Here is a 19,487-nt window from a genome sequence, read left to right on the forward strand (position 1 = left end):
CTCCAGGGACGCCGTCTCATGACAGTCCTCGCAGGACAAGCGAAGCAAGCGTTCCCCGGAGGTCCCGGCCATGAACGAAGGTAGTCCTATCAGCGACTGGACGCGGGACGAGCAGAGCCTGATCGCCGCGGCGGCCATGCGGGCGCCTTCGGTGCACAACACCCGGCCATGGGTCCTGGAGTTCCACGACGACCACCGGGTCTCGCTGTACGAACGGCTGGACCGGGCACTGCCGCACCACGACCCGCTGGGCCGCGACCGGTTGATCTCCTGCGGGGCGGCACTCGAACACGTGCTGCTCGCCATGCGAGTCCTCGGCTGGGTGCCCGAGGTCGAACTACGGCCCGACCGCACCCGGCCGGACGAGGTGGCGTGCGTGACGGCCATCCGCCGCGCCGAGCCGTCCGAAGTGGACGTGGCGCGCCACGGCGCGATCCACGGCCGGCACAGCTACCGCGGACCGTTCGCCCCGGAGCCCGTCGAGGCCGGCCTGCGGACCGCGCTCGCCGCCGCACAGGGAGTCGACGGCGTCGGGGTCCGGCTCGTGACCGAGACCGAGGTCGTCGCGCGGCTGCTGCACCACGCCGTGCTCGTGTTGCGCGCCGACCACGCGTACCAGCGGGAGCTGACGGCCTGGACCGCGCCGGTCCGGGACCCGCTGCCGGGCGAGGGCGTGTCCTCGGCCATCCGCCGCACCGCGACGTTGCCGTGGGCAGGCCTGGTCCGGCGCACGACCTCGGTGCCCGACGTCGACACCCTCGCCGACCGGCTCGCGGGGGAGCTCCTGATCCTGGTCGAGACCACGGACGACGGCCCGCCGGACCACGTGCGCGCCGGCATGGCGGCCGAACAGGTCTGGCTCACCGCGACGGCGGCCGGACTGGTCGGTTCGCTGCTCACCCAACCGTTCCAACTGCGCGAGGTGCGGGCAGGACTGGTGGAGGCCCTGTCGTTGAACGGGTTTCCACAGCTGCTGCTCCGCTTCGGCCATCCCAACCACCCCTGAGGAGAGATGATCATGACCAACGTATACGGACAACCTGTGGTCGTCGGTGTGGACGGCTCGGATTCCGCGCTGCACGCCGTGCGCTGGGCGGCACGTGAGGCCGAGCGCCGCGGCGCGCCGTTGCGGCTCCTGCACGCGACCAACCTGGTGCCGGTTCGCCACCCCCGGCAGATCTCGCCGCCCGCGGAGTACCAGAACGCGGTGTTGGAGCAGGGACGGCACTGGCTGACCGAGGCGACCGAGGCCGCCCTCCACGTCGTTCCCGGTCTGGCCGTGTCGACCGACCTGCACGCCGGTCTTGCCGCGGACGTGCTGATCAACGAGACGCATACCGCGCAGCTGGCGGTCCTCGGTTCCCGTGGACTCGGCGGGTTCGCCTCGCTGCTCGTCGGCTCCGTCGCCGTGGCACTGGCCGCGCACGGGCACTGCCCGGTCGTCGTGATACACGCGTCCACAGTGGATGGAGCGCCACCCGTCGACGGCCCGGTCGTGGTCGGGGTCGACGGCTCCGAGCTCAGCGACGGCGCGCTGACCTTCGCGTTCGAGGAGGCGGCGGCACGAGCGGTGCCACTGGTCGCCGTGCACACCTGGCTGGACGTGAACATGGCAGGCGCGTGGGCGGTTCTTCCCGGCACCATCGACTGGGACTGGCTGCAGAAGGAGGAGGAGAAACTCCTCGCCGAGCGGCTCGTCGCCTGGCGTGAGAAGTTCCCCCAGGTCGAGGTGCGGCCCGTCGTGGTGCGAGACCGGCCGGACCACGCTCTGTTGACGCACGGGGCGGGCGCCCAGCTCATCGTCGTCGGCTCGCGTGGGCGCGGGGCGTTCGCCGGTATCGGCCTCGGCTCGGTCAGCCAGTCTCTGCTGCACCACGCCGAGTGCCCCGTCGCGGTGGCACGAACCCAGGTCGCGACCGGTTCCGTTGGCGGACAGGAGAATTCCGAGGGAGGACGGTCATGAAGTATCCGATCGTGGTCGGGGTGGACGGCTCCCCGTCGGCCCTTCAGGCGGTCCGCTGGGCGGCTGAGGAGGCCAAGCGCCGCGGCGTGCCGCTGCGGCTGGTCAACGTGTACTCGACGCCGATCGGGTTGCCCGGCGGCATCGTGGAGCCCGCCGTGGTCCAGAAGGCGTTGAACGACCAGGGAAAGCTGTGGCTGAACGAGGCCAGGCAGGTCGCCCACGAGGTGTCGGGCGAACTGCGTCCCCAGCTCGTGCTGATGACGGCGTCGGTCGTTCCGGCTCTGGTCAAGGAGTCGCTGAACGCCTCGCTTCTGGTGCTCGGGACCAGAGGACTCGGTGGTTTCACCGGGCTGCTCATCGGTTCGACGGCCGTGCTGCTCGCCGGCCGCGTGCACTGCCCCATGGTGGTCGTCCGCGGCACCGAACCCGTCCAGGGTCCGGTGGTCGTGGGGGTGGACGGGACGCCGAAGAGCGAGGCCGCCGTGGCGTTCGCGTTCGCCGAGGCCTCCCTGCACGGCACCGATCTGGTCGCCGTGCACACCTGGGCCGACACCGCGGTCGACACGGTGCTGCTCGGTCATCCCGAGCCGCCCGACTTCGAGCCGGCCCAGCAGCGCGCCTACGAGACACTCGCGGAGCGGCTGGCGGGCTGGCAGGAGAAGTACCCGGACGTGCACGTTGCTCGCGAGGTCGTACGCGACCACCCGTCGCGGGCACTGCTGCGCTACGCGGGCAAGGCGCGGCTCGTGGTCGTCGGCACCCGTGGTCGCGGCGGGTTCCAGGGCCTGGTGCTCGGCTCGACCGGTCAGCACCTGCTGCACCACGCCCCGTGCCCGGTCGTGGTCGTGCACACGGAGCCTGACCACCAGGAGTGACGCCATGACGGCCACCCGACGGAGGTCTGCTGTGGATGGACGGGTGTCGTGGCGCCCGTGGGTGGTGGTCGTCGCCGTGCTGGCGGCGGCCACCCTGGCGGGTGCGGCACTGCCGTGGGTCTGGGTCGCGGTCACGGTCGCGGGGCTCGTGTTCTCGCTGTCGATGGTGGTGTCCGACCTGCGCGCGCGTCGGTTCGGCACGGACGTGCTGGCCACCGCGAGCCTGGTGGGCACGCTCCTCGTCGGTGAGCACCTCGCCGGCGCGTTGATCGCGTTGATGCTGGGGACTGGGCAGGCACTGGAGTGCTACGCGCGTGGGCGGGCGCACCGCGACCTGGATGCGTTGCTCGCCAGGGCGCCGCGCACGGCCCGGGTTCGCCGCGGTGGTGCGGTACTCGCCGTACCGCTGGCCGAGGTGGCGGTCGGGGACGTCGTGGTGGTGCGTTCCGGTGAGGTCGTGCCGGTCGACGGCCGGCTGCTCGAGCCGGGTGTCTTCGACGAGTCCGCGCTGACCGGCGAGCCGCTGCCGGTGGCCAGGGAGGCGGACACCGTGGTTCGGAGCGGTGTGTGCAACGCGGGTGCGGTGGTGGCCGTGTGCGCGGTGCGCACGGCCGAGGGGAGTGCCTACGCGGGTGTGGTCCGGCTGGCGGAGCAGGCACTCGCCGGGGCCGCACCGGTCGCGCGGATCGCCGACCGGTTCGCGGTGGTGCTGGTACCGGTCGCGCTCGCGGTCGCGGGATTCGGCTGGTGGTGGACCGGGGAGCCCGCACGGGCGGTGGCGGTGCTGGTGACGGCGACCCCGTGCCCGCTGCTGCTCGCGGTGCCGGTCGCGATCGCGGGCGGGATGTCCGCGGTGTCGCGGCGCGGCGTCGTGGTGAAGGACGGCGCGGTGCTCGAACGCCTCGGTCGGGTCCGGACCGCGATCCTCGACAAGACCGGGACGGTGACTGTGGGCGCTCCGGTGGTAACCGAGGTCCTCACGGCACCCGGAAAGGAGACGGGCCGGGTACTGGGCCTGGCCGCCGCGGTGGAGCGGGAGTCGCCGCACGTACTGGCCACCGCGGTGGTGACAGCGGCCAGGCGGGCCCGGGTGCCGGTCGGCACCGCGACGGCCGTGCGGGACGTACCGGGCGCGGGCGCCGAGGGTGTGGTCGACGGGCTCGACGTAGCCGTCGGCAGGGCGGCCACCACGGACCTGCCCGGCTGGGCGCGGTCGGCGGTGCGCCGCGCCCGGCTCGACGCGGCCGGCGTCGTGTGGGTGCGGGTCGCCGGGGAACCGGTGGCCGCGCTGCTGGTCCGTGACGAGCTGCGGCCGGAGGCGGGCCGTACCCTCGGCCGGCTCCGCGCCGCCGGTGTGGACCGGCTCGTCCTCGTGACCGGTGACCGACGCGAGGTGGCCGAGGACGTGGGCCGCCTGCTCGGCCTCGACGACGTGGTCGCCGACGCCAGTCCGCGGGAGAAGGTCGCACGTGTCCTGGCGGAGCAGGAGCACGCGCCGACGATGGCGGTCGGCGACGGCGTCAACGACGCCCCGGCGCTCGCGGCGGCGGACGTCGGGGTGGCGGTCGCCGCCCGAGGCCTCACCGCCACCGCACAGGTCGCGGACGCGGTGCTCACGGACGAGGGCATCGACCGGCTCGCCGACGCGGTCGAGAGCGCGCGTCGTGCCAGAGGGATCGCCGTGCAGAGCGCGGCGCTCGGTGTCGGGCTGTCGTTGGTAGCCATGCTCGCGGCGGTGTCCGGGTTCCTGGCTCCCGCGGCAGGCGCGCTGGTGCAGGAACTGATCGACGTGCTCGCCGTCGGCAACGCACTCCGCGCCCTGCGGGGCAACGGCGCCGCGGAGGTGCCGCTGGTCGCCCGCAGGCTCATCACCCGCTTCCGGGCCGAGCACGCCGACCTGGCGGACGCGAGGTCGGCGGTCCGGGGCGCGGCCGACGCGCTGTCCGGCGGGTTGACACCACTCGCCCGGGCACGGGTCCGGGCCGCGCACCAGGCGCTCGTCGACCGGATCCTGCCGCACGAGCGAGCCGAGGAGCAGGAGCTGTACCCGGCGGTGGCGCCGATGGTCGGGGGACGGGCCGGTATCGCGCCGATGAGCCGAGGCCACGCGGAGATCGAACGACTGGCCGGGCGGCTCGGTCGCCACCTGGCCGCCGAACCGACGGCGGACCAGGTGGACGACCTGCGCGCGACGCTGTACGGCCTCGACGCCGTACTGACACTGCACTTCGCGCAGGAGGAGCAGGACTACTTCGTGCTCGCCGACCGCGAACACTGAGGAGTTGGGAGATGGTCATGGCACGTAAACACTGGCGAGACCTCACTTCTGGTCAACGTTGGGCGTTCGCCGGCATGTTCGCCATACAGGTCGGGCTCGCCGCGACCGCGTGGACCGATCTCGCCCGCCGGCCGATGGCGGCGGTGCGCGGGCGGAAACCGTTGTGGGCGTTCGTGATCGCGGTGAACTTCGTCGGTCCGATCACGTACCTGTGTGTAGGGCGACGCCGGGGCGGGTGCGGGTCCCACCCGGACGGTGCCGAAGGTCCCGTCTCATGAGGACCTCTCGCCCTGTGTTCGGTCGCGGCGCGGCGGTTCGCTGGAACTGTGGCACTCCGAGGAAAGGAGAAGAAGATGACGAGTCTGATGCCACGTTCGCTGATCCTGCCGGACGTCGTCCGGCTGCTGGAGGGTTGGCCGTTCGGCGACCGCCACGCGGTGCGGATCGAGGACTACCGGGAGGACGGGAAGTACGTGCTGCGTGCCGAGCTGCCCGGCATGGTCCCGGAGAAGGACATCCACATCCAGGTCCATGGCAACGAGCTGGCCATCGCGGCCGAGCGGGCCGAGGAGAAGCACGAGAAGGCCCACAGCGAACTCTTCTACGGCAAGTTCGCGCGGACGGTCCGCCTGCCGGCCGGCACGGTGCCCGACGAGATCTCGGCGACCTACGACGCGGGGATCCTCGAGGTGGTCGTGCCGGTGAAGCCCGAGACGGACACGAGGCAGATCGAGGTCTCGGTCACCAGGTGACCGAAACGAACCGGGTGGCGGGGCGTCCCCGCCACCCGGCGGTTTCTCCACGGAGGTGGTCATGTCAACGACCGATGCCACGGCGAAGCTCGTCATGACGCCGGAAGTGCTCGGGATCGTGCCGCAGGCGCCGCTGGAGGTGGCGTTGCGGATGATGGCGGAGGCGGGAGTGCGCCATCTCCTGGTGGCCGACCAGGGCCGCTGTGTCGGGTTGCTGCACGAGTCGGACGTGCTGTGGCGGTTGTGGTCCACGGCCACCGCCATGCCGCCGCCGGTCAGAGCCGTGGCACGGACACCGATGGCGGTGGTCGGCGTGTCCGACGACGTGCACGTGATCGCGCGGGCGATGGTCGACGCGGAGACCGACGCGGCGGTCGTCGCCCACGACGGCCGGATAGCCGGGATCGTGACCGCGACCGACCTGCTGCGCAGGCTGGCTACGGAGTAATGGCTCGTCTCAATACGTTGTCCCGATCATTGATCAGTAACGATTCATCCCGTAGCACTGGTTAAGCTTGTCTTCTGGGGTATCCCGAATCATGCCATCGGGTCTTTCGGTCGATTCGTCGTTGTCTGATGACGACGAGGAACAAGGCACGCTCTCAGGGGTGCGCAATTCATTACATATCTCTTCTTTAAGCTGGGCACTGAGTGCCTCTGGATCGGAGGGTACCTCCTCTTCATGAGATATGATATCAGGGGCATCGTCGATGTTTGACCTGTCCGCGGGTTCGAGATCGTCAAACTCGTCGTCCATGATCAGTTAGCCTACCTCAAGATCCCTGGTTGTCCACGTTCTTCGAGTGTCGACTTGGGTGCCTGAATTATTCCCGATGGCGTGCAACCGTGCAAGAATTAGTACTCAGTCACACTTTGTGATCATGCCTTCGTGGATTTTTGATCTTGGAAATGCCGATCGGTCGGCTACGGTGCTTCGGGATCCCGACGTTGCGCCTGTGTAACGGCCACCAGAACATCCTGATGGGTAAAACGGTCGGCTGCTCGTCTACCGTCAGATCACCCCGACTGGAGTGGAATTCGAACTCGTCTACTACCTGTGCTGCACCCTAGCTACCCCGCTGGACGAGGAACCGGTCCGAGTCGCATGCGCCCGATGGGCTCGCGAGGAGTGCTTCCCGATCGTCAAAACCGACATCGGTCTCGGTCGCTACCAAGTCCGGTGCTAGAACCAGCCATATTAACGAAGACAGCACAAACATCACAAAGTTCGGCTGGCGACGGGCTAGGTGATCAACAGCGCCAGTGTCTCGGCGCCGCCCGTGGTGAGCACCGCCGGTGCGGTCGCCCCGGCGGGGGCCGACCACGCGGGGCCGACCAGTCCGTTGCCCACGAGGTCGTTGGTGGCGGAGAAGTCGCACCACAGGCCGTCGACGGCGAGGTTGGCGCGCCGGTTGACGACGATCTGCCCTCGGCCGTCGGCGATGGCCCGCAGTATCGAGCGGTGCCTCGCGGTGAAGTCCTTGATACCCATGTGGATCGCCTCCGCTGCTGTGTTCGTTGTCACAAGCCTCGCGGATTGCCGCCGACACCGGCAGAGGCCAAGTCCGCGAATCCCTTGCGACGTAGGGCCCTGTGAGACGAACACCCAACCGGCCCCGCACGGAGGGACCTACGGCCCTGCCCACTTCCCGCTCACCTCGGGTGAAGCCTGCGGCCGGTGACCTTCTCCAGGCCGATCCGGACGAAGTGGGCGCGACGACCGTCGACCCAGGGACGCAGCCACATGCCGGAGACAGCGACCAGGTCGTCCACGGCCGTGATCCGCTCGGCGCGGCCCACCGCTGTGACGTTCCACCCGGCGCGCAGGTCTGGGTCGAGGTCGTCGGCCTCGAAGGCGACGACGGAATGGGCGGCCGCGGCGCCCAGTTTCGCGCCGCCTGCCACGCGGATCACCACCTGCTCCTGGTACAGGCGGAAGTTGACCGGTTGCACCGCGGGCAACGCGCCCTCGGTGAAGAAAAGCCTGCCCACCCGCACGGTGCCCAGCAAGGCCAGGCACTCCGCGCGGTCCAGGACTTCCAGCCGGGGTTCCATGGGGTGCTCCTTCAGTCGCGGGCCCGCGCGCGGCGGCGCCACAGTTCGTCCGCACCCCACACGAGGACGGGGAACAGGGGCAGTAGGGCGAGGTGCGAGACCGGTGGCAGGGCGGTGCCGAACAGGTCGCGCAGCCACGGCACGGTGACGAGCGCGGCGGCGAAGGCGACCTCGAAGGCGATGCCCCACAACAGCAACCGGTTGCTGAACGGTCCGATCGCCCGCAGGGAGGCGAGTCGCGTCCTGGACGCGAACGCCGTGCCGATCTGGCACGCGACGATTCCCAGGAACGACATGGTCGTGGCCTGCAGCCACACCTCGTGCAGCGGGCTGCCCGGCCCGGTCGGCGCACCGAGGTGCCAGCCGCCGGCGAGCAGGGTGACGAAGAACCCCGCGAGCACCAGCAACGCCGAGATGCCACCCAGCAGGCCCCAGGCCCGGCCGAGCATCCGCCTGTCGATGACGCCGTCGGTGTGGCGGCGCGGCGGCCGGTGCATGAGCCCGGGTTCCGCGGGTTCTCGGCCGAGTGCGAGTGCCGGCAGGGTCTCGGTGCCCAGGTCGATCGCGAGGATCTGCAACACGGTCAACGGCAACGGGATCGCGCCACCGGACAGGGCGAAGACCAGGAACGGCACCACTTCCGGAGTGGCGTGCGCGAAGATGTACACGATGAACTTGCGCACGTTGTCGTAGACCCGCCTGCCCGCCTCGACGGCGGTGACGACCGTGGCGAAGTTGTCGTCGGTGAGCACCATGGTCGATGCCTCGCGGGCCACGTCGGTGCCGCTGACGCCCATGGCCACGCCGATGTCGGCACGGCGCAGTGCGGGTGCGTCGTTGACCCCGTCGCCGGTCATCGCGACGACGTTTCCCTGTGCCCGCAACGCGTCGGCGATGCGGAGCTTCACCTCGGGGGAGCTGCGGGCGAAGACCAGCTCCTCGCCACGGCGCAGCAGCGCGTCGAGGTCCTTCTCGCTCATGGCCTCGAGGTCGGCGCCGGTGAGCACCGTGGTGTCGGCGCGGGCTATGCCGACCCCGCGGGCGATCTCGGCGGCGGTGAGGGGGTGGTCGCCGGTGACGACGATCAGCCGGATCCCGGCCGTGTGGCAGCGGGCGACGGCGTCGGCGACCTCGGGCCGCGGCGGGTCGAACATGGCGACGACACCGAGCAACGCCAGGTCGGTCTCGGCGTCCTCGCGCCGGTCCGGCAGGGGAGTGCCGGGGTCGAGCGTGCGCCGGGCGACGGCCAGCAACCGCAAGCCGTGCGCGGCGTACCCGGCGATCACCGAGGACACGTCCGCGCGGTCGGCCTCGGTCATCGGGCGGGACGTGCCGTCGGGGTCGGTGATCAGGGTCGTGCGCGCCAGCGCCTCCTCCGGCGCGCCCTTAACGTGGACCAACCGCTCGCCGGCCACGGAGTCCACGGTGGACATCAGCCGCAGCGCAGGGTCGAAGTGGAACTGGCACAGCCGGCCCGCGTCGCGTGACGAGGCGGCGACGTCGGAGCCGAGACCCGCGACCGCGCGCAGCAGCGCGACCTCGGTCGGGTCACCCGTCGCGGCGTCGGGCGCGGCCGGGTCGTACTCGGCGTGTGAACAGGCGGCGACCGCGGCGGTCAATGCCCGTACGCCCGGCGTGACGGGTTCTCCCGTGTCGAGCTCCACGACCCCCGCCGGCGTCCAGATGTCCGTGACCCGCATGCGGTTCTGGGTGAGGGTGCCGGTCTTGTCGGTGCAGATGACCGTGGTGGAGCCGAGTGTCTCCACCGCTGAGAGCCGCTTGACGACCGCGCCTCCGCGGGCGAGCACCCGCACGCCGACCGCGAGCGCCAGCGTGATCGTCGGCAGCAGTCCTTCCGGGACATTGGCGACGAGCAGGCCGATCGAGAAGTTCACCGCGTCGGGCAGCGGCAGCCCGGCGACGAGTGCGCCGAGCGGCAGGAACGCGATGCCCGCCCCGATCGCGACGGCCGCGATCAACCACGCGACTCGCTTCACCTGCCGCTCGAGTGGGCTGTCGTCGCGGTCGACCCGCTGCGACAGCGCCGCGATGCGACCCAGTTCGGTGCGCATGCCGGTGGCGAACACGACAGCGGTCGCCGCGCCGCCCGTGCAGTTGGTTCCGCTGAACACCAGATCACGTGCGTCGAGCAGCTGTCCGTCCACATCGGTCAGATCCGCCGAACGGAACGCGGGCAGCGACTCGCCGTTCAGGGTGGACAGGTCGACCTCGACCGCGCCGGACAGCAGCCGCGCGTCCGCCGATACGCGGTCACCCTCCTCGATCACCAGGACGTCGCCGGGCACCAGGTCCCGTGCCTCGACGACCGTGCGATGTCCGTCACGCAGCACCACCGCGCGGGCCGGCAGGTACGCGGCGAGCGCCTCGACCGCGCGTTCTGCCTGCTGCTCCTGGAAGAACGCGAGTCCCGCGTTCAACACGATGACCGCGACGATCGCGCAGGCCAGCACGGTGGTCCCGGAGAACAGTGCGAGTGCGGCCGCGAGCCACAGCAACAGTGCGAGCGGGTGGGTGAACTGGCGTAGCAGGTCACGGAGCCAGTTCCGACGCCTGCGGCGGGAGAGCTCGTTCGGTCCGTACACGACCCGGCGCCGTGCCGCCTCGCGTTCAGGCAGCCCGTCCGCCTTGGACCGCAGCTCGCGGAGCAGGCGGTCGAGGGGTTCGCGGGGGTCCTGCGTTCGAATGTCGGTGTCGACGGTCATGGGGCCCATGTCCTCACTGTCGACGGCGGTCCCCTGTGCCGCCGGAGGCGTTGGGCCTCGCGAGCTGGGACCAATGTCCCTGTCGCGCCGGCTGGTCACTGATGAGTGTGGACCGAGGAAGTGGACCACTCATCGAGAGGAGCACGACGGTGAAAGCAGCGGTTGTCACCGACTTCAGCAAGCCGTTGGAGATCCAGGAACTCCCCGTGCCGCGGCCTGGCTCTGACCAGGTGCTGGTGCGGATGGAGACATCGGGGCTCTGCCACACGGACATCCACGCCGCGCACGGCGACTGGCCGGTCAGGCCCAACCCCCCGTTCATCCCCGGCCACGAGGGCATCGGCCGCGTCGAGGCCGTCGGTGCCGGGGTGCCGGCCGACCTGGTGGGCAGGCGTGTGGCAATCCCGTGGCTCGGGTCGTCCTGCGGGCACTGCCGGTACTGCGTGTCGGGCTGGGAGACCCTGTGCGAGAGCCAGGTCAACAGCGGGTACTCGATCGACGGTGCCTACGCCGAGTACGCACTGGCCTACGCCAACGGGATCGTCCAGGTGCCGGACGGAGTGACCTCGGTGGACGCCGCACCGCTGACGTGCGCAGGGGTGACGACCTACAAGGCCATCAAGGTCGCGAAGGTCGTGCCGGCCGAACGGGTCGCGGTGTTCGGCGTCGGCGGCCTGGGACACATGGCGGTGCAGTACGCACGCGTCGTCGGCGGGTTCGTCACCGCGGTCGACATCGAGGACGAGAAGCTCGAGCTGGCCGAGGAGCTGGGTGCCGACCACCTCGTGAACGCGGCGAAGGAAGACCCGGCCGAGGCCATCCGCCGGGTAGGTGGCGCCGATGTCGCCGTCGTGCTCGCCGCGAAGCCCGGGCCGTTCGAACAGGCCTTCCGGTCACTGCGCCGCGGCGGCCGGCTGGTGATGGTCGCGCTGCCCGCCGACAACGCCACTCTCGCGGTGCCGATCTTCGAGACGGTGCTGGGTGGCATCTCGGTCATCGGCTCGATCGTCGGCACGCGTGAGGACCTGTCGGAGGTGTTCGCGCTGCACGCGGCCGGCCGAACGAAGGTGATCGCGCAGACCCGCGACCTGGCCGACGTCAACGAGTGCTTCGACGACGTGGTCAACGGCCGCGTGCCCGCCCGGCTCGTGTTCCGGTTCTAGGGTCCGAAGAGGACGGCCGGCGCGGTCACCCGTGTCCCGGTTGTGTGGCCGGCGTCGACGTCGTGGTGACGTTCGACGCCGGCACCGGGAGGCGTCACCGCCGGCCGCTGTCGGGCACGAGCACCACGGGCTGGCGGGAGAGCCGCAGGCACTCGCCGGTGACCCGGCCGAACAGGAACTCGGTGAGCCGGGTGTGCGGGGTGTAGCCGAGGACGAGCGTCGAGCCCGTGTCGTGGGCGGCGCGCACCAACTCGGCACCGGGGTCGCCTTCCAGCCGCATCTCGACGATCTCGGGAGCGTCCGCGACCGTCGCGACAGCGGCCGTGACCGTGTCGTGCAGCCGTGTCCGGGTCCGCTCGACCGGTGGCGCGGACCCGTAGGGCTGGACCGCGTACGAGGCTCCCGGCAGAGGGTGAGCCGGAGCTCGCACCTCGACCGCCGTGATCGGGCACCCGTGTGCCCTCGCCTGCGCGATCGCCCACCGCAGCGCGGCGACACTCGCCGCCGAACCGTCCACACCGACGACCATGCCGTTCATCTCCATCACTTCCTTCGCACCCCGAGTGTGCGCGCCCGCCTGTGGTGTCCCCACGGCCCTTGGCCCGTGCCCGGTACGGTCGAAGGTCCCTGACCGCGCCGGACACGGGCGGGTGGTGACTTGTGGCGCGCCACCGAGGACATCCGTCCCTGACAGTGAATCCCCGTCGTGGATACCAATGAACGAGTACCGCGCGGAACGCGAAAGGGGGCGGGCCCGATGATCGAGGTTCGCATTCACGGCCGGCAGGGGCAGGGTGTCCTCGCCACCGCCGAGCTGCTGGCGATCGCGGCGTCGATGGGGGGCCTGTCAGCGCAGGCGTCCCCCGAGTTCACCGCGGATCGGGTGGAGGGCGAGGTCGTGGCGTCATGCAGGCTCGGTGGGGCGGGGGAGCACGGCGTCGACGCGCTGATCGTCGCGGACGCCGGTCTGCTGGACCACGTGCTCGACGGGCTGCCCGAGGACGGTTACCTGTTGGTCAACTCCGGCCAGCGGATCGACAACCTCGGCCTGCCGCCACTCGCACTGCGGCCGGAGCGGGCGATCACCGTGCCCGCCACGGAGATCGCCCGCAAGCTGATCGGCCAGCCGTGTCTCGACGCGACCCTCGCCGGTGGCTTCGCGGCGCTGACCCGCGCCGTGTCACTGGACTCGGTGCTCGCGGCCGTCCTCCAGCGTTTCCCCGGCAAGGCCGGCAGGACGAGCGCGGCAGCGGCGGTGACCACCTTCGGCGTCGTCCGCGACGAGCTCGAGGACCTCGTCCACCCGACCGTCAGACGCTCCTCGGCACGTGGCAGAACCACCGCATGAACCGGTGACCGGGGTCCGACGCGGGCGGGAACATCAGCGGGCAGCCACCGTCGATCACCGTGATCCCGTGCTCGCGGCCGTAGCGGGTGGCGTCCGGTGACACACTGCCCTCGCCGAAGGAGCGGTGCATCCACACCATCCCGACACCGAGCTCCGCACACTCCCGCATGGTGGCGTCCGCGACCTCCGGCCGTGTGGCGATCACCACCGCGTCCACGCCGCCGGGGATGGACTTCAGGTCGTGGTAGCAACGCTCGCCCGCGATCTCGTCCGCGTTGGGGTTCACCGCGAACACCTCGTAGCCGCGTTCCCGCAGCCGCTGGTGCACGACGTTGCCTCCGTGCCCCTCCGGAGTACGCGACACACCCGTGACCGCGATCCGCTTCTTGGCGAGGAACTCCGCCGCGACCCCGTTGATCTTGCGCATGGCTCCTCCTCTCTCTCCTCCCCGATGCTGGATGACTCGCCCCTGGTGCGACAGGGACCGCTGTCGGTGCGGTACGGGTCGAAGGTCCTTGTCCGGCAGAGGCGGTCGCCGGTCCCGTCGGACCGGGACCTTGGGCACTCGTCTCGACCAGTGGACCGGGTTCCCGTGGTCGATGTCCGAGACCTCGCCGGCCGGCTCACGCTTTGCGGGCTATGACGCCCTCGTGGCCGGCAGCGCGGTGCACGACCGGGCACTGCCGCTCGTAGCCCGGATCATGCCGCGGATCTGCGGTGGCCAGGTACGGCGACCTGCGTGACCGGCCCGCCCACGACCAGTGGACGCTGGACATCGCCGCCTACCTGCACGGCGCGGTGGCCGCCCGACCGGTGTGATCGAGCGGCCACCTGTGTTGTCGACTACTGGACGGCGATGCTCACCCGTGACACCGCTCCCGGGTCGCCGGTCACCTGTTTCACGTTGCCCATCGGGGTCCACGTGCCGTCGTAGCGGCGGATCGCGTGGAACACGCCGCCGTACTCCGTCGCGACAGCGATCTGCGCCACCCCGTAGATGCCGGTGACGGCCACGTCGCTCACCCGCCCCGGGTCGCCGGTCACCTGCTTCACGTCACCGACGCGTGTCCACGTGCCGTAGTAGTCCCGGACGGCGTGGAACACGCCACCTGCGTCCGTGCAGAGGACGACGTGCAGGTCGTTGTTGACAACGGCGGCAGCGGAACGCACCACCCATCCTGGGTTCCCGGTCATCTGCTTCACGTCACCGAGACGTGTCCACGTGCCGTCGGCGTGGCGGATCGCGTGGTAGACACGGCCGTAGCTGTTGGTCACCACCATCTGCAGCTCGTTGTAGGTCCCACCCGCACCGATGTCCGTCACATATCCCGGCCCTCCCGACTCTGTGCTGACGTCGTCGAAGAGGGTCCAGGCACCGTTCGGGTCGCGGATCGTGTGGTACAGACCGCCGTTGCTCGTGCTGACGAGAACGTGCAGCGATCCCCCGACGTCGGCCGCGGCGACATTCAGCACGTAGCCGGGGTTGCCCGCCTCGTTGAACACGTCGCCGAACGCGGTCCACGCGCCGCTGTTGTCCCGGATCGCGTGGTACAGCCCGAGACTGGTCGCTACGACCACGTGGAGCTGGCCGAGGGAGACCATTTCAGCGGCGTCGTACACGTAGCCGGGATCGCCGGCCACGAGCTTCACGTTGCCGATCGGTGTCCACGCGCCGTTCTCGGAGCGGAGAGCGTGGAACAGGCCGCCGTCGTTCGTCGCCGTGAGCAGTTGAGCGAACGTCGGCGGGACACCGCCGCTCACCACCGGCGGCGACTGAGCCGCCGCGGCCGACGGCACGCCGAACAACGCGAGTACCACCGCGAGAAGCGAGAGCGCCGTCGATCTCAGTACTTTCATGATTTCTCCTTCCCCAGAACCAATCGCCACGACCGTATGTACGGGATTTCGTCACATGGAGGGCCCTATGTCCCCATACGTGCGGTGAAGGTCCCGGCGGTGCGCGACGGCCGGGACTTCCGGGGACGTTGTTCCCTGGCCCGGTGCGGGTTTCGTCGCGACCCTGGTCGTGTGACCGAGAACAGGCCCTTCGCCGCCGTGCGCGAAACCCACATCGGGGTGGTTTTCCTCGTCGGGGACAGGGTGTACAAGCTCAAGAAACCAGTGGACATGGGTTTCCTCGACTTCAGCACGCCGGAGCTGCGGCGCGAGGCGTGCGGGCGCGAGGTCGCGCTGAACCGGCGTCTCGCGCCGGACGTCTACCTCGGCGTCGCCCAACTGTCCGACGTGGACGACACGCCCGGTGAGAGCCTGGTCGTGATGCGGAGGATGCCCGACGACCGGCGGCTCAGCACACTGGTGCGGTCCAGCGCGCCGGTGCGGGACGCGATCGGCCGGCTGGCGCGTGTGATCGCGGCGTTCCACACGACCGCCGAACGGGGCCCGCACGTGGACGTGGAAGGCACCCGCGAGGCACTCGCCGGCCGCTGGGAGGCGAGTTTCGCGCAGGTCGAGTCGGTCGGCGGCGGTGTGCTCGACCCGGACCTGCTCGCCGAGATCGAACACCGCACCCGTGACTTCCTCGCCGGTCGCGAAACCCTGTTCCAGTCACGGATCGACGACGGCCGCGTCGTCGACGGGCACGGCGACCTGATCGCCGACGACATCTTCGTCCTCGACGACGGCCCGAGAGTGCTGGACTGCCTGGAGTTCGCCGACCGCCTGCGCAGACTGGACGGGCTCGACGACATCGCGTTCCTCGCGATGGACCTGGAACGGCTCGGCGCCCCGGAGCTCGGTGAGCTGCTGCTCGACCGTTACGCCGAACACACCGCTGATCCAGCACCGGCTTCGCTGCGTGCGCACTACATCGCCTACCGGGCCTTCGTCCGGGTGAAGGTCGCCTGCCTGCGGCACGCGCAGGGCGACGCGTCGGCGGCGGATGAGGCCCGACTGTACGCGGACATCGCCGTGCGGCACCTCCGCCGCGGCGCGGTCCGGCTCGTCCTGGTCGGCGGACTGCCGGGCAGCGGCAAGACCACGATCGGTGGCCTGCTCGCCGACCGGCTGGGCGCCGTGCTGCTGTCGAGTGACCGGCTTCGCAAGGAGCTCGCCGGCCTGGATCCCGGCCACCACGCGAATGCCGCCTATCGGGACGGGATCTACACCCGCGAGCACACCACGCGCACCTACGCGGAGCTGCTGCGGCGCGCGGGTGAACTGCTGGCACGCGGCGAGTCGGTGGTGCTGGACGCGTCCTGGTCGGCCGAGGCGGAACGGCTCCTCGCCCGGGACGTGGCCAAGCGGACGAGCAGCGGACTCGTCGAGCTGCGTTGTGCGGCACCGACAGCGGTCACCGAAGCTCGGTTGCGCGGCAGGACGGGCTCCCTGTCCGACGCCGACCCCGCGATCGCGCAGGCCATGGCGGCGGCAGCGGACCCGTGGCCGGACGCGGTCGCCGTGGACACCTCGGACACCCCGGCGAGCGCGCTGGCCGAGGCGACGCGACTCGTGCTGGGTTAGTGCCGCTACCACCCGTCCGGCCCGGCTGGTTGGGACGAAATGCCCTGCCGGTAAGGGAATCTCGCCGCTGTCGCGCCGCTTGCCGTCCGGCCAGGCTGAGTGTGAAGCGAGAAGTACCAGCAGTGTTCCGCGGTCACCGCGAGGAGAGATGACATGAGCGACGAATTCGACGGTGAGCACAGCGTCGTCGTCGGGGTGGACGGTTCCGACTCCGCGCTGCACGCGGTGCGCTGGGCGGCGAGGGAAGCACGGCGCCGCAACGTATCCCTGCGGCTCGTGCACGTGTGCCACCTGGCCCCGGTGCGGCATCCGCGACAGGTCTCCCCGCCGTGGGAGTACCGCGCCGCGCACACCGAGCAGGGCCGGCACTGGCTGGCCGAGGCGACCCGCGCCGCGCGGCGTGCGGTGCCGGACATCGACGTCACCGCCGAGGTCCGCGACGGCGTGCCGAGCGAGGTGCTCGTCGCCGAGTCGAGGACGGCGCGGCTGCTCGTGCTCGGCTCCCGTGGGTTCGGCGGGTTGGCCTCGCTGCTCGTCGGCTCGGTGGCCGTGACGGTGTCCGCGCACGCGCACTGCCCGGTCGTCGTGACGCACTCCGTCGCCGAGGACGGCGTGCCGCCGGAGACCGGCCACATCGTCGTCGGTGTCGACGACTCCGACCTGAGCGACGCCGCCATGACCTTCGCGTGCGAGGCCGCGGCGGCTCGCGGCGTGCCGCTGGTCGCCGTGCACACCTGGTTCGACATCGACGTGAGTCCCACGTGGGCCACCCTGCCGTCGACGATCGACTGGAACTGGCTGCAGGCGGAGGAGGAGCGGGAGTTCACCGAGCGCATCGGCGCCTGGCAGGGGAAGTTCCCGCAGGTCGAGATCCGGCCACTGGTCGTACGGGACCGGCCGGGACGCGCGCTGGTGAAGCACGCGTCCGGCGCGCAGCTGGTCGTCGTCGGATCCCACGGCTACGGCACGTTCACCGGGCTCGGTCTCGGCTCGGTCAGCCAGAAGGTGTTGCACCACGCCGGATGCCCGGTCGCGGTCGTGCGGAAGGAACGGAACTGACCATGGCCGCCAACGACGAAGGCCGCCTGGTGGTGGCCGGAGTGTCCACTTTCGACTCACGCCGTTCGCTCGTGGCCTTCGCCGCCGCCGAGGCAGCCGCACGGGACGCCGAGCTGCGCCTGCTGACGGCGCGTCCGGGACCGGCCGCGCCCGACCAGTACCTGCCGGCCGATCCCGCGCCCGAGTACCGCGCACAGGCCGAACGGCAGCTCACCGAGATGGTGCGGTACGTCAGGGACGGCTTGCCGGGCGTGGCCGTCTCGACCGACCTGGCGACCGGGCCGCCTGCCTCGGTCCTGCGTGCCGCGGCCGAGAACGCCGCCCTGCTGGTGGTCGGCGCGGACGACGCGAGCCCGTTCGTCGAGGCCATCAGCGGCTCGATACCCGGGGACCTGCTGACCACCGCGCCGTGCCCGCTGGCGGTGGTGCCACGACGGGAGTGGACGACGCCAGCGTCCGCCCCCGTCGTGGTGGCACTCGACGGGCACGGCACCTCGCGGGCCGCGGTCGCCTACGCCTTCGCGGCGGCGGCCCGGGCGCACCGGCCGCTCACCGCGGTCCACTGCCTGCCACCAGGTCCGTACGACACGTCGAGGAACGCGGCGCGCGCGCTCGCCGGGTTCGGCGAGCAGTACCCGGACGTCGCCGTGGAGGACGAGATCGTGCGCGGCGACCCCCGGTACGTACTCGCCGACGCCTCACGGGACGCCGCACTGCTGGTGCTCGGCTCCCGGGGGCGTGGGCGCCTCGCCTCGGGCCTGTTCGGCTCGGTGAGCCGCCACCTCATCCGCGAGAGCGCCTGCCCGGTCGTGGTGGCCCGCCCGAACCACGAGTCCCGGCAGAACGACGCCAGAGCATTCGGCTGATCCCTGTCCCGACACCCAGCGAGGGAGACAAACCATGACCAGACGACCAGTCGTCGTCGGTATCGACGGCTCGACCGCGGCGTTGCACGCCGTCCGGTGGGCCGCGGACCGGGCCGCCCGGACCAACCGGCCACTGCGCATCGTCCACGCGTACCACCTGCCGCCCGGTTTCCCCACGGGAGTGACCGTGGAGGAGTCGATCCTGGACGGGCTGCGCCGGCAGGGCAGACGGTGGCTGGCCACGGCACAGGATCTCGCCAGGGAGGTCGCGCCCACCCTCGAGACCGCCGCGGCGCTGGCCGCCGCGGCGCCGACCACCGCTCTGCTGCACGAGACGGAGAACGCGGCGCTCCTCGTCCTCGGCAACCACGGCCGCAACGCCCTCACCGGCCTGCTCGTGGGCTCCACGTCCCAGGCACTCGCTGCCCAGGCGCACTGCCCGGTCGTGCTGGTGCGTGGCGGCGAGGACGGCGCTCCGACACCGTCCGGTCCGATCGTGGTCGGCGTCGACGGAACGGACGCCAGCGAGGCGGCCGTCGCGTTCGCGTTCGCCGAGGCGTCCGCGCAGGATGCCACCCTGGTGGCACTGCACGCGTGGGCCGAGTCGGTGTTCGAGACCGCGATCGCCGGCCCGAACGCGCCGCTGGACTGGGACCGGCAACGCGAAGTCGCCGCCGAGGCACTGGCCGAGAGGCTGGCCGGCTGGCAGGAGAAGTACCCCGAGGTGCGTGTCGAGCGCGAACTGGTCCACGACCGGCCCGCCAGGGCACTGCGCCGGTGCGCCAGGACGGCACGGCTCGTCGTCGTCGGCCGGCGCGGCCGCGGCGGGTTCCGCGACCTCGTCCTCGGCTCGACCAGCCAGCACCTTCTGCACCACGCGGCCGGCCCGGTCGCGGTGGTGCGTACGGAAACCGCGGAGTAGCGA

The 19,487-nt window shown here is 71.1% G+C and carries 21 protein-coding genes; 13 read left to right on the forward strand and 8 right to left on the reverse strand.

Annotation, left to right across the window (positions count from 1 at the left end; all coding sequences use genetic code 11):
* Positions 1–70 precede the first annotated feature (70 nt).
* From CLV71_RS34715 to CLV71_RS34730, 4 genes are read left to right on the forward strand one after another with little or no spacing between them, the layout of a single operon-like run.
* On the forward strand, positions 71–1,006 hold the full coding sequence (locus tag CLV71_RS34715) for an Acg family FMN-binding oxidoreductase (RefSeq protein ID WP_133907144.1): 936 nt from the start codon (positions 71–73) through the stop codon (positions 1,004–1,006).
* Positions 1,007–1,018: 12 nt separating this feature from the next.
* Positions 1,019–1,963: a universal stress protein gene (locus tag CLV71_RS34720; protein ID WP_133907145.1), complete on the forward strand. Its 945-nt coding sequence runs from the start codon at positions 1,019–1,021 to the stop codon at positions 1,961–1,963.
* Positions 1,960–2,838: a universal stress protein gene (locus tag CLV71_RS34725; protein ID WP_133907146.1), complete on the forward strand. Its 879-nt coding sequence runs from the start codon at positions 1,960–1,962 to the stop codon at positions 2,836–2,838. Before CLV71_RS34720 ends, CLV71_RS34725 begins: the two co-directional genes overlap by 4 nt.
* Before the next feature lie 31 nt (positions 2,839–2,869).
* On the forward strand, positions 2,870–5,116 hold the full coding sequence (locus tag CLV71_RS34730; protein WP_341771697.1) for a heavy metal translocating P-type ATPase: 2,247 nt from the start codon (positions 2,870–2,872) through the stop codon (positions 5,114–5,116).
* A 52-nt stretch (positions 5,117–5,168) separates the two neighbouring features.
* Here CLV71_RS34730 and CLV71_RS49675 read toward each other — a convergent pair whose 3' ends face one another.
* Positions 5,169–5,321 carry a hypothetical protein gene (locus CLV71_RS49675; protein ID WP_243866998.1) on the reverse strand — a complete coding sequence of 51 codons (153 nt, stop codon included), beginning with the start codon at positions 5,319–5,321 and terminating at the stop codon, positions 5,169–5,171.
* On the opposite strand from CLV71_RS49675, the gene CLV71_RS50500 reads away from it, so the two are divergent.
* The 3 genes from CLV71_RS50500 to CLV71_RS34745 all read left to right on the forward strand — a co-directional run bounded on the left by CLV71_RS50500 (position 5,251) and on the right by CLV71_RS34745 (position 6,316).
* Positions 5,251–5,394 carry a PLDc N-terminal domain-containing protein gene (locus CLV71_RS50500; protein WP_341771701.1) on the forward strand — a complete coding sequence of 48 codons (144 nt, stop codon included), beginning with the start codon at positions 5,251–5,253 and terminating at the stop codon, positions 5,392–5,394. The genes CLV71_RS49675 and CLV71_RS50500 overlap by 71 nt on opposite strands.
* Positions 5,395–5,469: 75 nt before the next feature.
* Positions 5,470–5,868 (forward strand): Hsp20/alpha crystallin family protein, encoded by a 399-nt coding sequence (locus tag CLV71_RS34740; protein ID WP_133907149.1) that lies wholly within the window; start codon positions 5,470–5,472, stop codon positions 5,866–5,868.
* Positions 5,869–5,929: 61 nt separating this feature from the next.
* Positions 5,930–6,316, forward strand: a complete 387-nt coding sequence (locus tag CLV71_RS34745; protein ID WP_133907150.1) for a CBS domain-containing protein — start codon at positions 5,930–5,932, stop codon at positions 6,314–6,316.
* Positions 6,317–6,349: 33 nt separating this feature from the next.
* Here CLV71_RS34745 and CLV71_RS34750 read toward each other — a convergent pair whose 3' ends face one another.
* From CLV71_RS34750 to CLV71_RS34765, 4 genes are all read right to left on the reverse strand, one after another.
* A complete protein-coding gene (locus tag CLV71_RS34750; protein WP_133907151.1) occupies positions 6,350–6,625 on the reverse strand; it encodes a hypothetical protein in 276 nt (91 codons plus the stop codon).
* A 486-nt stretch (positions 6,626–7,111) separates the two neighbouring features.
* Positions 7,112–7,360 carry a hypothetical protein gene (locus tag CLV71_RS34755; protein ID WP_133907152.1) on the reverse strand — a complete coding sequence of 83 codons (249 nt, stop codon included), beginning with the start codon at positions 7,358–7,360 and terminating at the stop codon, positions 7,112–7,114.
* A 161-nt stretch (positions 7,361–7,521) separates the two neighbouring features.
* The gene (locus tag CLV71_RS34760; protein ID WP_133907153.1) at positions 7,522–7,923 is read right to left on the reverse strand and encodes a pyridoxamine 5'-phosphate oxidase family protein; all 402 of its coding nucleotides are present in this window, start codon (positions 7,921–7,923) and stop codon (positions 7,522–7,524) included.
* An 11-nt stretch (positions 7,924–7,934) separates the two neighbouring features.
* On the reverse strand, positions 7,935–10,646 hold the full coding sequence (locus CLV71_RS34765; protein WP_133907154.1) for a cation-translocating P-type ATPase: 2,712 nt from the start codon (positions 10,644–10,646) through the stop codon (positions 7,935–7,937).
* A gap of 149 nt (positions 10,647–10,795) precedes the next feature.
* Between CLV71_RS34765 and CLV71_RS34770 the strand changes: the two genes are divergently transcribed.
* Entirely contained in the window at positions 10,796–11,809 is a 1,014-nt protein-coding gene (locus tag CLV71_RS34770) for a zinc-dependent alcohol dehydrogenase (RefSeq protein ID WP_133907155.1), read from the forward strand.
* A 94-nt stretch (positions 11,810–11,903) separates the two neighbouring features.
* On the opposite strand, the gene CLV71_RS34775 is transcribed toward CLV71_RS34770, so the two are convergent.
* The gene (locus tag CLV71_RS34775) at positions 11,904–12,353 is read right to left on the reverse strand and encodes a universal stress protein (RefSeq protein ID WP_243867024.1); all 450 of its coding nucleotides are present in this window, start codon (positions 12,351–12,353) and stop codon (positions 11,904–11,906) included.
* Between the two features lie 213 nt (positions 12,354–12,566).
* Between CLV71_RS34775 and CLV71_RS34780 the strand changes: the two genes are divergently transcribed.
* Positions 12,567–13,157, forward strand: a complete 591-nt coding sequence (locus tag CLV71_RS34780; protein ID WP_133907157.1) for a 2-oxoacid:acceptor oxidoreductase family protein — start codon at positions 12,567–12,569, stop codon at positions 13,155–13,157.
* Here CLV71_RS34780 and CLV71_RS34785 read toward each other — a convergent pair.
* Both CLV71_RS34785 and CLV71_RS34790 read right to left on the reverse strand, forming a co-directional pair.
* A complete protein-coding gene (locus CLV71_RS34785) occupies positions 13,120–13,584 on the reverse strand; it encodes a CoA-binding protein (RefSeq protein WP_133907158.1) in 465 nt (154 codons plus the stop codon). The two genes, CLV71_RS34780 and CLV71_RS34785, sit on opposite strands and share 38 nt — an antisense overlap.
* 416 nt (positions 13,585–14,000) lie before the next feature.
* Positions 14,001–15,014 carry a hypothetical protein gene (locus CLV71_RS34790; protein WP_133907159.1) on the reverse strand — a complete coding sequence of 338 codons (1,014 nt, stop codon included), beginning with the start codon at positions 15,012–15,014 and terminating at the stop codon, positions 14,001–14,003.
* A gap of 171 nt (positions 15,015–15,185) precedes the next feature.
* Between CLV71_RS34790 and CLV71_RS34795 the strand changes: the two genes are divergently transcribed.
* The 4 genes from CLV71_RS34795 (at position 15,186) to CLV71_RS34810 (ending at position 19,484) form a co-directional block, all read left to right on the forward strand.
* On the forward strand, positions 15,186–16,637 hold the full coding sequence (locus CLV71_RS34795; protein WP_243867000.1) for a bifunctional aminoglycoside phosphotransferase/ATP-binding protein: 1,452 nt from the start codon (positions 15,186–15,188) through the stop codon (positions 16,635–16,637).
* A 153-nt stretch (positions 16,638–16,790) separates the two neighbouring features.
* Positions 16,791–17,696, forward strand: a complete 906-nt coding sequence (locus CLV71_RS34800) for a universal stress protein (RefSeq protein ID WP_133907161.1) — start codon at positions 16,791–16,793, stop codon at positions 17,694–17,696.
* A 2-nt stretch (positions 17,697–17,698) separates the two neighbouring features.
* Positions 17,699–18,562: a universal stress protein gene (locus tag CLV71_RS48835; protein ID WP_208297899.1), complete on the forward strand. Its 864-nt coding sequence runs from the start codon at positions 17,699–17,701 to the stop codon at positions 18,560–18,562.
* Between the two features lie 34 nt (positions 18,563–18,596).
* The gene (locus CLV71_RS34810) at positions 18,597–19,484 is read left to right on the forward strand and encodes a universal stress protein (RefSeq protein ID WP_133907163.1); all 888 of its coding nucleotides are present in this window, start codon (positions 18,597–18,599) and stop codon (positions 19,482–19,484) included.
* Positions 19,485–19,487 lie beyond the last annotated feature (3 nt).

The organism is Actinophytocola oryzae (assembly GCF_004364325.1).
GTDB lineage: Bacteria > Actinomycetota > Actinomycetes > Mycobacteriales > Pseudonocardiaceae > Actinophytocola > Actinophytocola oryzae.